Genomic DNA, 12,617 nt, shown 5'->3' with positions numbered 1-12,617 from the left:
TGTGGCCTCTCTCCCTTATCGCCCCCCCTCGCCGCCGGGGTTGGCCCCGGCGGGGGGGGGGCGCGCGGGGGGGGGGGGGGCCGGCGGCGGGGGCGGCGGGGCCCCCCGCCACTCATTTCCCGAGCCCCTGGAACCTCCGCACCGCGAGGGGAGTGAATATCGCCGTCAGCAGCACCGGCCAGGCCACCGACAGGAGCATCGCGTGCTCCTCCGGCCAGGATCCTCCGCTCGCCACCGGGTTGCCGAACAGCTCGCGCGTCGCCGTGACCGTCGCTGACACCGGGTTCCAGACGGCCGCCGTGCCCAGCCAGTCCGGCATCAGTGAGGGAGCCACGAAGATGCTGGAGATCGCGGTGAGCGGAAAGGCTACGACGAAGAGATTGCCGGCCTGCTCGGGTCCGGGGACCAGAAGCCCCAGCCAGACCCCCACCCAGATCAGCGAGAAGCGCAGAAGCACCAGCAGCCCGAACGCGGCCAGGGTGTTCAGCACACCGCCGCTCGAACGCCAGCCGATCGCGAGCGCGGTGGCGGCCAGGATCGTCAGCTCGGCGCACGCGGTGATCAGGTCCCCGACACCCCGACCGGTGACCACCGCCGAGGGAGCCATCGGCATCGACCGGAACCGGTCGATGATTCCTCGCGTGTGCTCCGTGGCCACGATGGCCGCCGTGTTCATGAAACCGAAGGCCATCGTCATCACGAACATCCCCGGCATCAGGAACTGCCGGTAATCCCCGCCGCCGGGCACCCGCATCGCGCTGCCGAAGACATACCCGTACAGCAGCACGGAGAGGAGGGGGAACCCCAACTGCCACACGATGGCGCTCGGTTGGTGCTGGAAGTGGGCGAGATAGCGGCGTACGACCGTCCAGCAGTCGACCACCGCCCAGTACGCCCGCCCGCGATCGCCTCCGCACCCGAACGCACCCCAACGCCTGAACGCGTCCCCGCTCCTGCTCCCGCTCCCTTCGTTGACGGCCTCCCCACCGGCCTCTCCCTCAGCGCTTCCGTCCTTCAGGGTGACGCTCATGCCGCCACCACCTCCTTCCCTGTCAACCGGAGGAAGACGTCATCGAGGCTCGGCCTGCGCAGCCCGATGTCCTCCACCGCGATCCCCTCGCCCTGAAGCGTCCGCGCCACCTCCGTCAGCGCCGCGACCCGGTCCCGGACCGGCGCGTGCACCCGGCGCGCCTCGTCGTCCGTCTCCACCCGCGCGCCGTCCCCCGCTCCCCGGGCCACCGCACGTACCACCGCGGGTATGTCGCGGCTCTCCACGACCACGACCTCGATCCGGTCGCCTCCGACGGTGTTCTTCAGCTCGGCCGGGCTGTCGTCAGCGATCGCCCGGCCCTGGTCGATAACCGTGATACGGGAGGCCAGTCGGTCCGCCTCCTCCAGATACTGCGTGGTCAGCAGCACGGTCGTCCCGTCCGCCACCAGCGCGCGCAGCGCCTCCCAGACCTCTCCCCGCCCCCGCGGATCGAGCCCGGTCGTCGGCTCGTCCAGAAAGAGGACCTGCGGGGCGAGGATCATCGACGCGGCCAGATCGAGACGCCGCCGCATCCCGCCGCTGTACCCGGCGACGCTCTGGTCCGCCGCGTCGGCCAGATCGAACCGCTCCAGCAGCTCACCGGCGCGCAGCGCCGCGCGTCTCCTCCCGAGATGGAAGAGCCGGCCGAACAACTCCAGATTCTGTCGCCCGGTCAGAATCTCGTCGACCGCCGCGTACTGCCCGGTCAGGCCGATCCGCCTACGGACCGCCCGCGGGTCGCGCGCCACATCGACGCCCGCCACCTCCGCCCGTCCGCCGTCAAACCGCAGCAGGGTCGCCAGGACCCGGACCGCCGTGGTCTTGCCCGCACCGTTGGGCCCGAGCAGCCCGTGCACTGTCCCCCGGCGCACGGCCAGATCGAAGCCGTCGAGCGCGCGCTTCTCTCCGTATCTCTTCTGCATGCCTTCCGCCAGCACTGCGTGTTCGCCCACAGTCACCCCTCCCGTCACCGGCCTCACCGACCAAACTGAGTACAGCGTACCCATAAATGAGTACGGCGTACTCATTTATTTCCGGGGGCATTAAACTGGCCCCATGACCTCGACCGAAGTGAGCGGCAGCGGCAATCTCGCACGCAGTCTCGAACTCCTCTGGGACACGGGCGAGCGCCCCAGCCGCGGCCCCAAGCCCGGCCTCACACTGGGCCGGATCGTCACGACCGCGGTCACGCTCGCCGACGCCGAGGGCCTCGACGCGGTGTCCATGCGCCGCCTCTCGACAGAGCTGGGCACGGGCACGATGTCGCTCTACCGCTACCTCCCGGGCAAGGCGGAGCTGCTCGACCTGATGCTCAACCACGTCCAGGGCGAGACGGAGGATCCGCCGGGCGGCGTCGACGCGGGCTGGCGCGCGGCGGTCGAGGACATGGCGCGCGCGGTCCTCGCGCTGCACCGGCGCCACCCATGGCTGCTGGCGGTCAACCAGGCCAGGCCCGTCCTCGGCCCCAACGCCGTCAGGGGACTGGAGAAGACCCTGTCCCGCCTTCAGGACATGGGGCTGAGCGATCCCGAGCGGGTATCGGTGATCATCATGGTCGAGGGCTACGTGACCGGCGCGGCGCGTACGCAGGTGCACGCCATCGAGGCCGAGAAGAAGAGCGGCATCACGGACGAGGAGTTCTGGAAGGCCCAGGAGCCCTTCCTGTCCAGGGCCATGACCAGCGGCGTGTACCCGGTCATGGCCACGCTCTCCGAGGAGTCGTTCGGCAGCGAGTTCGACCACTTCGAATTCGGGCTACAGCGGCTGCTGGACGGCCTGGAGGTCCTGGTGGAGCGGCGTACGGCGCCACCGCAGGAACGGCGGCGGGAGCGGCCACAGTCATCGGATGCCGCCGAGCGGCGCCCCTGACCTCCGTACCTCCACGTACCCCCCGCGCCTCAGCCCTCGCGCCTCAGCCCTCGCGCCTCAGCCCTCGCGCCTCAGCCCCCGCGCCTCAGCCCTTGCGCCGCAGCCGCTTGTAGCCGAGGTACAGAACCGCCCCCGCGGCGAGGACGATCGCCCCGAGCGTGGCGCTCCCCGTCTTCTCGCCCCCGGAAGCGGTGCTTCCCGTGCCGCTGTCACCGGCTGAGGAACTTCCGCCTCCGGACGACGCGTTGCCGCCGGATCCCTTCGGCAGATCCACCCGTACGACATCGCTTTGGCTGCCCTCCGAGCCGAACATCAGCGCGCCGCCGTCCGTCGTGTACGTCACCGACTCCGCCTGCCGCTGGATGGGCGCCCGTACGCGGTGGTCCGCGCCGATCCGGCCGTTCTTCCAGGCGTAGGCGCGGGCACTGAAGTACGAGCGGAGCGTCAACTCCTCGCCGTCCGGCGAGAACGCCCCGTCCGTCACCCACGGCACCTCGCCGATCCGCCGGAAGGTGTTCGTACCGGACGGGGAAAGCTCCGCCGGGCCCTCGTACAGCCCGCCGCCGTCCTCGTTCTTCGACGCGATGTAGACCCGCCCGGTCTTGGGATGGACCATCATCGCCTCGGCGTCGCGCGCCCCGTCGGCGTACTTGACGGTGAACTGCGTGGCCTGGACCGTCGCGTCCCCCAGCTGCTTCGGCTCGGCGAAACGGTAGATCCAGACGTGTTCCCAGGTGCCGTTGAGGTTGTCGCCGATGTCACCGACATAGACGTTCCCGTCGGAGCCGATGGAGATGGCCTCCACGTCCCGGGGCTTGCCGACGCCCCGCATCGTGATCGTCGCGACGGTCTCGCCGGTACGGGAGTCCACGGCGTAGACCTGCGGTCCGTAACCACTGTCGTTGTGCGTCCAGTACACGCCGGGATGAAGGCGGCTGGCGGCCAGGCCGCTGGACTCGGTGATCCGCTCGTCCTTGATCGTGAAGTTCTGGTCGGGCTTCCCGTCGTCGGCCGCCGAGGCCGTGGCCGGCCCCCACACGAACAGGGACACGAGCATGGCCGGCAGGACGGCGAAGGCTCCGGAACGGCGGCCACGACCGCGCGAGGGAAAACGCATTCCCCCAGCCTGCCACCCCACGTAGCGTGATGTGCCATGACCACGGTCCCCGCAGCCTCGTCCACGTCACCCGCCTCGCCCGTCCACCCGCCCATCGAGCCCTACGACCACGGCCTGCTCGACGTCGGCGACGGCAACCGCGTCCACTGGGAGGTCTGCGGCAACCCGCGGGGCAAGCCCGCGCTCGTCGTCCACGGCGGCCCCGGCTCGGGGAGTCACCCGAACGCCCGGCGGCACTTCGACCCCGAGCGCTACCGCGTCGTCCTCTTCGACCAGCGCAACTGCGGGCGCAGCACCCCGCACGCGAGCGATCCCGCCGTCGACCTGCGGCACAACACCACGGATCATCTCGTCGCCGACATGGAGCGGCTGCGCGACCACCTCGGGATCGACCGCTGGCTGCTGTACGGCGGTTCGTGGGGGTCCACGCTGATCCTCGCGTACGCGGAACGGCACCCCGAGCGCGTCTCCGAGATCGTCATCTCCGGCGTCACCGCCACCCGGCGCTCGGAGACCGCCTGGCTGTACGGGGGCGTCGGGCGGCTCTTTCCCGAGCAGTGGGACCGCTTCCGCGACGGCGCCCGGCAGGGGACGGCAGGGGAACCGGACGCCGTCCCCGAAGGGATGGACCACCGTACGGCCGCCGCGCCGTCCCTCGTGACCGCCTACGCCCGCCTGATGGAGAGCCCCGACCCTGCCGTACGGGAGCGGGCCGTCGTCGACTGGTGCGCCTGGGAGGACGCCGTGCTCTCCCAGGAGCCCAACGGCTCCCCCACCCCGTACGCCGATCGGCCGCCGCTCCAGCAGCAGGCGTTCGTCCGGATCTGTGCGCACTACTTCGGCCACGGAGCCTGGCTGGACGAGGGCGCCCTGCTGCGCGACGCGGGTCGGCTGGCTGGCATTCCCGGGGTCCTCGTCCACGGGCGGCACGACCTGGCCGGGCCTCTCGGCACCGCCTGGGAGCTGGCGCGCGCCTGGCCGGACGCGCGCCTGGTGGTGATCGACGACGCGGGTCACAAGGGGAGCGCCGCGGGACAGCGCGAAGTACGGAACGCGCTCGACTCGTTCGCGGACTGACCCGTCGGCCCGCGCCGCCCCCGTCCTGACGGCCCGCCGACCGTCAGGGCGGGGGGCCGGGCGGAGCGATCCGCCGCCCGCTACCTCACGAGAGCCTCACGAGGGCCTCACGAGGGGGTTCCGCCCGCGAACACCACCTGGGCCCCGAGGTCGCACCAGACCGTGGACGTACCGCCCGAGCCGGCCCGGTTGCCGAAGTGCCTGTAGACGAGATCGCCCTTTTTACAGTCGATGACGCCCGTGAAGGTGGACCCCTTGCAGGTGATGGCCGCGCCCTTGTGACCCCCGCTTCCGGTCAGGAGCTGGTGGCTACAGGTGAGGGCGGCCGGGGCTTTCGGCGCGGCCGTCGCCGGAACCGCCGCGGTCAGCAGCCCGCCCGCGCCGAGAGCAAGCGTCGCGGCGACGGCGGCGACGGTGCGTCGCGTGCGAGTGATCAAAGAAACCTCCGGTGTTCCGATGCGAAGACGGACGGACACGAGGGCCCGCGCTCGGCCACTCGGAGTGGAGGTTGATCACGAAAGAGGGTCATCATGCCCAATACAACGAACAATGGCCTGAAAGAAGTTGATCGACCGATTTGCGATCACTCGTAAGTGAACGGACCCCGACCCGCCGGACCATGACAACAGGCCGCCACAAGGCGTACCCGCTCTTGCCTTGAGTGCGCTCGAACGAGTTGGGTGTGGAGTCATGGAGTACACGCAGCTCGGACGCACCGGACTCAAGGTCAGCCGACTCGTCCTCGGGACGATGAACTTCGGCCCCCTCACCAACGAGGCCGACAGCCACACCATCATGGACGCCGCGCTCGGCGCGGGTATCAATTTCTTCGACACCGCGAATGTCTACGGCTGGGGCGAGAACAAGGGCCGCACCGAGGAGATCCTCGGCACCTGGTTCGCCAAGGGCGGCGACCGCCGCGACAAGGTCGTCCTCGCCACCAAGGTCTACGGGAACATGGCCGGCGACGGGGATTCCTGGCCCAACCACGACAAGCTCTCCGCACTCAACATCCGCCGCGCGGTCGACGCCAGCCTCAAGCGGCTCCAGACCGACCACATCGACCTGTACCAGTTCCACCACATCGACCGCTCCACCCCGGTCGAGGAGATCTGGCAGGCCATCGACACCCTGATCCAGCAGGGCAAGATCCTCTACGCGGGCTCGTCCAACTTCCCCGGCTGGAAGATCGCCCAGACCAACGAGACCGCCCGCCGCCTCGGCTCGTACGGCCTGGTCAGCGAGCAGTGCCTCTACAACCTGGTCGAGCGCCGCGCCGAGATGGAGGTCATCCCGGCCGCACAGGAGTACGGGCTCGGGGTCATCCCGTGGTCGCCGCTCGGCGGCGGTCTGCTGGGCGGAGTGATCAAGAAGGAGGTGCAGGGCGGGCGCCGCGCCGCCGGCCGTTCCGCCGACGCCCTCGCCGACCCCGCGACCCGCACGCGGATCCAGTCGTACGAGGACCTGCTCGACAAGCACGGCATCGACCCGGGCGAGGCGGCGCTGGCCTGGCTGCTCACCCGGCCGGGGGTGACGGGCCCGATCGTCGGCCCGCGGACGCTCGACCAGCTCGAATCGGCCGTTCGGGCCGTCGGCGTCACGCTCTCCGAGGAGGTCCTGTCGGAGCTGGACGAGATCTTCCCCGGCCCGGGGCCGTCGCCGGAAGCCTTCGCCTGGTAGCTCCTGTGACGGCTCCTGGCCGGGCCTGAGAGAGGCCACGGGAGCCGCACGTACGACGGTGGCGGTCGGCCGGGTCCTGTCCCAACGGGGCTCAGCCGACCGCGGCCGCCACGGCGATGATCGCGAACATCAGCACGAGCACGGCGGCCATGATGCGGTTACGGGTCTTCGGGTCCACGGGTCGAGACTAACGGCCGGGTCCGACAGCACCGCCGCCCGGGTGCCCCCGGCGGCCCCGGCCGAGCGGGCAGCGCGCGATCGCCTCGTACCGCGGCTGCTCCCCAACCACCCCCGAGACGGGCAGCCGGCTCCGTACGAGGACCAGCTCGGACACGTCCCACGCCCGGCCCTCGAAGTCCGCCAGGGCCTCGACGTACGGACGGAGATCGACGCCACGGCCCTGACCGCCCTGACCGCTGCGCGCGAGCGTGAGGTGCGCCCGGTAGGAGTGGTGCCGCTCGTCCATCGGCACCCCGGCCCGGCGCGCGGCGGCGCCGGCGCGTTCCGCGAGGAGCCGCAGCTCGTCGATGCCCCCGGCGGCGCCGGCCCACAGCGTACGGCCGCCGAAGTGCCCGCCGCCGTGGACACGGAGCCGGAACGGCTCGGTCCGGTACGCCGCCCGCTCCAGCCGTACGGTCAGCTCGGGCAGCAGCGCCGCGTCCACCTCGCCCATGAAGGCGAGCGTGAAGTGCCGGCCCTCCTGCCCGGTCCACCGCAGCTGGTCGGCCCCGGGCAGATCGCGCAGCCGCCGTACGGCATCGGCCAGCTCGACGGCGGCAGCGGCGGGCGGCAGGACGGCGGCGAACAGTCTGAGGGGCGTCAGGCTCATGGAAACGATTCTGCCGGTCATATGACATACGGGGCGTAACCCGGTCACCGTACGTATCGTTGTACTGCGCGGCTACCGCATCCATGCGGAAGCAGGGGAGGAGCGCCAGAATGACCGTCGTAGAGACCGACAGGATCGACACCGACAGGATCGCCATGGCCGACGAGAGCTCCGAGCTGACACTGGACATGCTGTTCGGCGCGCTCGAAAAAATGCCCGTCCCCGAGGGAGTGAAGGTCGAGATTGTCGAGGGGAACATCTTCATGTCGCCGCAGCGCCGGGTCCACTGGGAGATCATCCGCCGTATCGTGCGGGCCCTGGAGGACAAGTTCGGCATGGACGTCGTGGTGATGTCCGACGTACGCATCGACTTCCCCGGACACCTCAACGGATTCTGCCCCGATGTGGCGAAACTGGCTGACGACGCCTCACAGGGTGCGGACGGGCGATGGGACCCCGAAGACGTGGAGTTCATCGCCGAGGTGATCTCCAAGGGCACAGCCGTCAACGACTACGGCGCGAAGAAGACGACGTACGCCACCGCCGGTATCCCCGTCTATCTGATCGCCGATCCCTATACCGGCAGGTGCCGCGTCTACACGGACCCGAAGGACGACGAGTACGCCACTGAGCTGACTGTCCTGTTCGGCACGGCGATCGACCTCAGCACCACCCCGTTGGGCCTGATCCTGGAGACCGACAAGTTCCCCCGCGGCTGACGCGCGACCGACGGAAAAGGTGGTCCCGGCCGGCACCCGCCGGCCAGGACCACCCTCGTCACACACGGCTCACGGCTCACGGCTCACGCAGCCGTCGCGAGCCGTTCGCGCGCCTCCTTCGGTACGAACTCCATGTGCGGCCGTCCGCCGCGCAGGTCGACCTTGAGCCGTACCCCCACCACCCGCGTGAGGATCAGGCCGATCGCCGCCGCCGCGAGCAGGGAGACCACGCCGCCCGTCGCGAAGCCGACGCGGGCGCCGTACGTGTCGGTGACCCAGCCGAGGAGCGGGCCGCCTATGGGGGTGCCGCCGACGAAGACCATCATGTAGAGGCTCATCACGCGGCCCCTCATCTCCGGGTCCGCGGCCATCTGCACGCTCGTGTTGGCGCTGATGTTCGTCGTCAGCCCGATCATGCCGATCGGCAGGAGCAGCAGCGAGAACATCCAGACGGACGGCGAGAAGGCGATCACGATCTCCAGCAGGCCGAACGCCATCGCCGCCAGGATCAGCAGCCGGACCCGGCTGGAGCGCCGGCGGGCGGCGAGCAGGGCGCCGGCCAGGGAGCCGGCGGCCATCAGGATGTTGAAGAAGGCGTAGAGCCCGGCTCCGCCCGCGAAGACCTCGTGCGCGAAGGCCGTCAGCCAGATCGGGAAGTTGAAGCCGAACGTACCGATGAAGCCGACGAGGACGATCGGCCAGATCAGGTCGGGACGGCCGCGTACGTAGCGGAGCCCCTCTCTGAGCTGCCCCTTCGCACGCGGTACGCGGACGGACCGGTGCAGCTCGTGCGGGCGCATCAGCAGCAGCCCGATGAGCGGGGCCAGGAAGGAGAGGCCGTTCAGCATGAACGCCCAGCCACTGCCCACGGTGGTGATCAGCACACCGGCGACCGCCGGTCCTACCAGCCGGGCGGACTGGAAGTTGGCCGAGTTGAGGCTGACCGCGTTGCGCAGTTGGTCCGGGCCGACCATCTCGGAGACGAAGGACTGGCGGGTCGGGTTGTCGACGACCGTGACCATGCCGAGCAGGAACGCGAGCAGGTAGACATGCCAGACCTGGACGTGCCCGGAGAGCGTCAGCACGGCGAGGGAGACGCCGCACAGGCCCAGCGCCGCCTGGGTGAAGAGCAGGAGCTGACGCTTCGGGTAACGGTCGGCGATGACGCCGCCGTAGAGGCCGAAGAGCAGCATCGGCAGGAACTGGAGGGCCGTCGTGATGCCGACGGCGGCGGAGGAGCCGGTGAGGCTCAGGACCAGCCAGTCCTGGGTGACGCGGGACATCCACGTACCGATGTTGGAGACGACGGCGCCCGTCGCGAACAAGCGGTAGTTGCGGATCTTCAGCGAGGAGAAGGTCCCGCCGGGTGCCGGCTTGCTCTCGGCGCAGTCGCCGCGGCCGGTCGGGTCACCGGGATCAGCGGCTTCGGTACGGTCCGTCGAGTCCGTACGGCCGGTCGAGTGACCGGGGCCGTGACCGGGACCGGTCGGGCCGGCCGGGGGGATCGGTGCGGTGCGGCCGAGGGGGCCGGTGCCGTCGGTGGTGCCTATGGCGTCCGGGTCGTCCGCCTCGGCGATGGTGCCGTCGGGAAGGGCACCGTCAGGGGTGGTGCTTACACGCGTGGTGCTGTCGTGGGTGGATATCGGTGCGGGGGCGGAGTCTGCTCCGGATCCCGTACTCAATGGGGGTTCGCCTCCTTACGGCGCGCGGTCTACAAGTGGGCGAGCTTCTCCAGCACGGGAGCGGCAGCGCGCAGCTTCGCCCACTCGTCCTCGTCCAGGCCCTCGGCGAGGGTCGCCAGCCAGACATTGCGTTTGCGGCGGCTCTCTTCGAGCATCGCCTCGGCCCGCTCGGTCTGGCTGACCACCTTCTGCCGACGGTCGTCGGGGTGCGGCTCAAGCCTGACAAGACCCTTCGCCTCCAGCAACGCGACGATGCGGGTCATCGACGGCGGCTGCACGTGCTCCTTGCGGGCCAGCTCGCCCGGGGTGGCGGAGCCACAGCGCGCGAGCGTACCCAGCACCGACATCTCGGTCGGGGACAGCGACTCGTCCACACGTTGGTGCTTCAGTCGCCGGCCCAGCCGCATGACGGCGGAGCGGAGAGCGTTCACGGCGGCGTCGTTCTCATTCTCGTCACCGTGGGGCAGGTCAGGCATGTATTTAGCTTAACTCATTACCCAAGCTAAATACCACCGGAGCGCAGCACGACTCTCGGCCGGATCGGAGGCCGCTTCGAGCGCCGCTTCGAGCGCCGGACCGCACGCCGGATCGCGCCGGATCGCGCGCCGGATCCAGGGGGAGATCTCAGGGAAAGATCACTCGAACGAGTGAGACTGAGGCAGAAAGCGATCCGCCGGGCGCCGCGCGCCCCCGACTCTGGTGCGTATGGGATCGACAGTGCTCAGCCTGCGGATCGACGGTGAGCTGCTCGACCGGCTCCGCCACCATGCCGCCATACGCGGAATGAGCGTCCAGGACTATGTGACCCGGACGCTCATCCGTGACGACTTCGACGAACGCTTCAAGGCGGCCGTCGACGAGACGGAGCGGTTCTACGGCGTGCAGTAGCGGGCCGATGGAGCCGCAGGCCGGTGGAGCAGCGGGCCAGGTGGAACCGCGAGCCGGGGGAAGGGCCGGCGGGCGCCTCAGGTCAGGCCCAGCGCCGGCATCGCGTAGTAGAAGACGAAGACCGCCGAGACGACGTACAGCGCCGCCGGCACCTCACGGCCCCGCCCGGTCGCCAGGCGCAGCACGCTGAAGGTGATGAAGCCGATGCCGATGCCGTTGGTGATCGAGTACGTGAACGGCATCATCACCATGGCCAGGAAGGCCGGCACGGCGATCGTGAAGTCGCTCCAGTCGATGTCCCGTACGGAACCGGCCAGGATCAGGAAGCCCACCGCGATCAGCGCGGGGGTCGCCGCCTGGGAGGGGACCATCGTCGCCAGCGGTGTGAGGAACAGCGCCGCCGCGAAGAGCAGGCCCGTCACCACCGACGCCAGCCCGGTCCTGGCTCCCTCGCCGACGCCCGCCGTGGACTCCACGTAACAGGTGTTGGCCGAGGCCGAGCCCGCGCCGCCCGCGGCGACCGCGATGCCGTCGACGAAGAGGACCTTGTTCATCCCGGGGAGGTTGCCGTTCCTGTCCATCAGCTTGGCCTCGTCGCCGACGCCGAGGATCGTGCCCATCGCGTCGAAGAAGCACGAGAGCAGCACGGTGAAGACGAACAGCACCCCGGTGAGGATGCCGACCTTCTCGAAGCCGCCGAAGAGGCTGACGTGCCCGATCAGGCCGAAGTCCGGGCTCGCGACCGGGTTGCCCGGCCACTTCGGGGCCGTCAGACCCCAGTTCGGCACCTTGGCGATCGCGTTGATGATCATCGCGAGGACCGTCATCGTGACGATGGAGATCAGGATCGCGCCCGGCACCTTTCGGATGATCAGCGCGAGCGTGAGCAGCACGCCGAGGGCGAAGATGAGGACCGGCCAGCCGTCCAGATGTCCGTTGCCCCCGAGCTGGAGCGGCACGGTGGTCCGGGCGATGTCCGGGATGCGGGAGACGAACCCGGAGTCGACCAGCCCGATCAGCATGATGAACAGGCCGATACCGATCGCGATGCCCTTGCGCAGCCCGAGCGGTACGGCGCTCATCACGCGCTCGCGCAGACCGGTGGCGACGAGCAGCATCACCAGCAGACCCGCGAGGACGACCATGCCCATCGCGTCCGGCCAGCTCATCCGGGGGGCGAGTTGCAGGGCGACGACGGTGTTGACGCCGAGTCCCGCCGCGAGGGCGATCGGCACATTGCCGATGACGCCCATCAGCAGCGTGGAGAAGGCGGCGGTCAGCACCGTCGCGGTGACGAGCTGGCTGTTGTCGAGCTGGTGCCCGTACATGTCCTTCGCGCTGCCGAGGATGATCGGGTTCAGCACGATGATGTAGGCCATCGCGAAGAAGGTGGCGAGGCCGCCCCGCACCTCACGGCCGATCGTGGAGCCGCGCTCCGAGATCTTGAAGAAGCCGTCGAGCCCGCCGGAGGACTGCCCGGGGGTGGGCGGCTGGGCATCGGAACCGACCGGAGCGGTGGCCGAGGAAGGCATGCGGAACCTCAGACGTCAGACGAGGGGAGGGGGAGGAAAGGTGGGGCGGGGCTGCGGCGAAACTTGATCAGACTGATGTGTTCATGCGGTTTCCATTGGATGTTCAAACGAACAAAACCAGACACCCACAAACCGTTTCAGTATGAACAGATCACGGAAAGATCGCTATCTCCGCGCGTAGACCCATGAGCCGC

General features: G+C 69.8%; 13 protein-coding genes. 5 read left to right on the top strand and 8 right to left on the bottom strand.

Annotation, left to right across the window (positions count from 1 at the left end; translation table 11 throughout):
• Positions 1-112: 112 nt before the first annotated feature.
• Both ACFXPL_RS10030 and ACFXPL_RS10025 read right to left on the bottom strand, forming a co-directional pair.
• Positions 113-1,030: an ABC transporter permease gene (locus ACFXPL_RS10030; protein ID WP_384915416.1), complete on the bottom strand. Its 918-nt coding sequence runs from the start codon at positions 1,028-1,030 to the stop codon at positions 113-115.
• Positions 1,027-1,953, bottom strand: coding sequence for an ATP-binding cassette domain-containing protein (locus tag ACFXPL_RS10025; protein ID WP_384915413.1), 927 nt, complete (start codon positions 1,951-1,953; stop codon positions 1,027-1,029). Before ACFXPL_RS10025 ends, ACFXPL_RS10030 begins: the two co-directional genes overlap by 4 nt.
• Positions 1,954-2,086: 133 nt before the next feature.
• Here ACFXPL_RS10025 and ACFXPL_RS10020 point away from each other — a divergent pair, with 133 nt between their 5' ends.
• A complete protein-coding gene (locus ACFXPL_RS10020) occupies positions 2,087-2,899 on the top strand; it encodes a TetR/AcrR family transcriptional regulator (protein ID WP_384915411.1) in 813 nt (270 codons plus the stop codon).
• A gap of 85 nt (positions 2,900-2,984) precedes the next feature.
• Here the strand turns inward: ACFXPL_RS10020 and ACFXPL_RS10015 are convergent, their stop codons facing one another.
• Complete coding sequence (locus ACFXPL_RS10015; protein WP_384915408.1) at positions 2,985-4,016, bottom strand: WD40 repeat domain-containing protein; 1,032 nt, start codon at positions 4,014-4,016, stop codon at positions 2,985-2,987.
• A 36-nt stretch (positions 4,017-4,052) separates the two neighbouring features.
• Between ACFXPL_RS10015 and pip the strand changes: the two genes are divergently transcribed.
• Complete coding sequence (gene pip / locus ACFXPL_RS10010) at positions 4,053-5,093, top strand: prolyl aminopeptidase (protein ID WP_384915405.1); 1,041 nt, start codon at positions 4,053-4,055, stop codon at positions 5,091-5,093.
• 107 nt (positions 5,094-5,200) lie between these two features.
• Here pip and ACFXPL_RS10005 read toward each other — a convergent pair whose 3' ends face one another.
• Positions 5,201-5,530 carry a hypothetical protein gene (locus tag ACFXPL_RS10005; RefSeq protein ID WP_384915403.1) on the bottom strand — a complete coding sequence of 110 codons (330 nt, stop codon included), beginning with the start codon at positions 5,528-5,530 and terminating at the stop codon, positions 5,201-5,203.
• A 253-nt stretch (positions 5,531-5,783) separates the two neighbouring features.
• Here ACFXPL_RS10005 and ACFXPL_RS10000 point away from each other — a divergent pair, with 253 nt between their 5' ends.
• Positions 5,784-6,773 carry an aldo/keto reductase gene (locus ACFXPL_RS10000; RefSeq protein ID WP_384915400.1) on the top strand — a complete coding sequence of 330 codons (990 nt, stop codon included), beginning with the start codon at positions 5,784-5,786 and terminating at the stop codon, positions 6,771-6,773.
• A gap of 187 nt (positions 6,774-6,960) precedes the next feature.
• Here the strand turns inward: ACFXPL_RS10000 and thpR are convergent, their stop codons facing one another.
• Positions 6,961-7,602, bottom strand: coding sequence for an RNA 2',3'-cyclic phosphodiesterase (gene thpR / locus ACFXPL_RS09995; protein WP_384915397.1), 642 nt, complete (start codon positions 7,600-7,602; stop codon positions 6,961-6,963).
• Between the two features lie 110 nt (positions 7,603-7,712).
• Here thpR and ACFXPL_RS09990 point away from each other — a divergent pair, with 110 nt between their 5' ends.
• On the top strand, positions 7,713-8,321 hold the full coding sequence (locus ACFXPL_RS09990; RefSeq protein WP_384915395.1) for a Uma2 family endonuclease: 609 nt from the start codon (positions 7,713-7,715) through the stop codon (positions 8,319-8,321).
• 83 nt (positions 8,322-8,404) lie between these two features.
• Here the strand turns inward: ACFXPL_RS09990 and ACFXPL_RS09985 are convergent, their stop codons facing one another.
• Together ACFXPL_RS09985 and ACFXPL_RS09980 are read right to left on the bottom strand one after the other, a co-directional pair.
• Positions 8,405-9,667, bottom strand: coding sequence for an MFS transporter (locus tag ACFXPL_RS09985; RefSeq protein ID WP_384915438.1), 1,263 nt, complete (start codon positions 9,665-9,667; stop codon positions 8,405-8,407).
• 365 nt (positions 9,668-10,032) lie between these two features.
• Positions 10,033-10,479 (bottom strand): MarR family transcriptional regulator, encoded by a 447-nt coding sequence (locus ACFXPL_RS09980; protein ID WP_365810155.1) that lies wholly within the window; start codon positions 10,477-10,479, stop codon positions 10,033-10,035.
• A gap of 229 nt (positions 10,480-10,708) precedes the next feature.
• On the opposite strand from ACFXPL_RS09980, the gene ACFXPL_RS09975 reads away from it, so the two are divergent.
• Positions 10,709-10,891 (top strand): ribbon-helix-helix protein, CopG family, encoded by a 183-nt coding sequence (locus ACFXPL_RS09975; protein ID WP_384915392.1) that lies wholly within the window; start codon positions 10,709-10,711, stop codon positions 10,889-10,891.
• Between the two features lie 77 nt (positions 10,892-10,968).
• On the opposite strand, the gene ACFXPL_RS09970 is transcribed toward ACFXPL_RS09975, so the two are convergent.
• Positions 10,969-12,423, bottom strand: coding sequence for an NCS2 family permease (locus tag ACFXPL_RS09970; protein ID WP_384915389.1), 1,455 nt, complete (start codon positions 12,421-12,423; stop codon positions 10,969-10,971).
• Between the last annotated feature and the right edge of the window lie 194 nt (positions 12,424-12,617).

Source organism: Streptomyces sp. NPDC059092, from assembly GCF_042756365.1.
Classification (GTDB): domain Bacteria; phylum Actinomycetota; class Actinomycetes; order Streptomycetales; family Streptomycetaceae; genus Streptomyces.
Note: the sequence above shows the minus strand (reverse complement) of the source record. Positions and strands in the feature narration are given on the sequence as shown.

Coding starts and splice junctions, on each gene's coding strand:
- ACFXPL_RS09980 (WP_365810155.1), bottom strand. CDS start 10,479: ATGCCTGACCTGCCCCACGGTGACGAGAATGAGAACGACGCCGCCGTG.
- thpR (WP_384915397.1), bottom strand. CDS start 7,602: ATGAGCCTGACGCCCCTCAGACTGTTCGCCGCCGTCCTGCCGCCCGCC.
- ACFXPL_RS10000 (WP_384915400.1), top strand. CDS start 5,784: ATGGAGTACACGCAGCTCGGACGCACCGGACTCAAGGTCAGCCGACTC.
- ACFXPL_RS09970 (WP_384915389.1), bottom strand. CDS start 12,423: ATGCCTTCCTCGGCCACCGCTCCGGTCGGTTCCGATGCCCAGCCGCCC.
- ACFXPL_RS09975 (WP_384915392.1), top strand. CDS start 10,709: ATGGGATCGACAGTGCTCAGCCTGCGGATCGACGGTGAGCTGCTCGAC.
- ACFXPL_RS10015 (WP_384915408.1), bottom strand. CDS start 4,016: ATGCGTTTTCCCTCGCGCGGTCGTGGCCGCCGTTCCGGAGCCTTCGCC.
- ACFXPL_RS10020 (WP_384915411.1), top strand. CDS start 2,087: ATGACCTCGACCGAAGTGAGCGGCAGCGGCAATCTCGCACGCAGTCTC.
- ACFXPL_RS10030 (WP_384915416.1), bottom strand. CDS start 1,030: ATGAGCGTCACCCTGAAGGACGGAAGCGCTGAGGGAGAGGCCGGTGGG.
- pip (WP_384915405.1), top strand. CDS start 4,053: ATGACCACGGTCCCCGCAGCCTCGTCCACGTCACCCGCCTCGCCCGTC.
- ACFXPL_RS09990 (WP_384915395.1), top strand. CDS start 7,713: ATGACCGTCGTAGAGACCGACAGGATCGACACCGACAGGATCGCCATG.
- ACFXPL_RS10025 (WP_384915413.1), bottom strand. CDS start 1,953: ATGCAGAAGAGATACGGAGAGAAGCGCGCGCTCGACGGCTTCGATCTG.